1 protein-coding gene is annotated in these 245 nt (G+C 67.8%); it reads left to right on the forward strand.

Features of this window, described 5'->3' with window-relative positions; genetic code table 11:
• A partial coding sequence (gene nrdD, locus ACPYOM_RS23470; protein ID WP_481347824.1) for an anaerobic ribonucleoside-triphosphate reductase occupies nt 1-245 on the forward strand: 245 nt, incomplete at both ends.

A 245-nucleotide genomic window follows, 5' to 3' on the forward strand; every position in this document is an offset into this window, starting at 1 on the left:
TCCCCGGGAAGATCGCCTCCGCGCCGCCGCGGCACTTCTCCAGCGCACTCGGTCAGCTCGTGAACTTCCTCGGGACGCTGCAGAACGAATGGGCCGGAGCGCAGGCGTTCAGCTCCTTCGACACCTACCTCGCCCCGTACGTGCGGCGCGACGGCCTCGACTACGCCGCGGTGCACCAGGCACTGCAGGAATTCGTCTTCAACCTCAACATCCCCTCCCGCTGGGGCACGCAGACCCCGTTCACC

Source organism: Monashia sp. HAY1-2A (genome assembly GCF_056755315.1).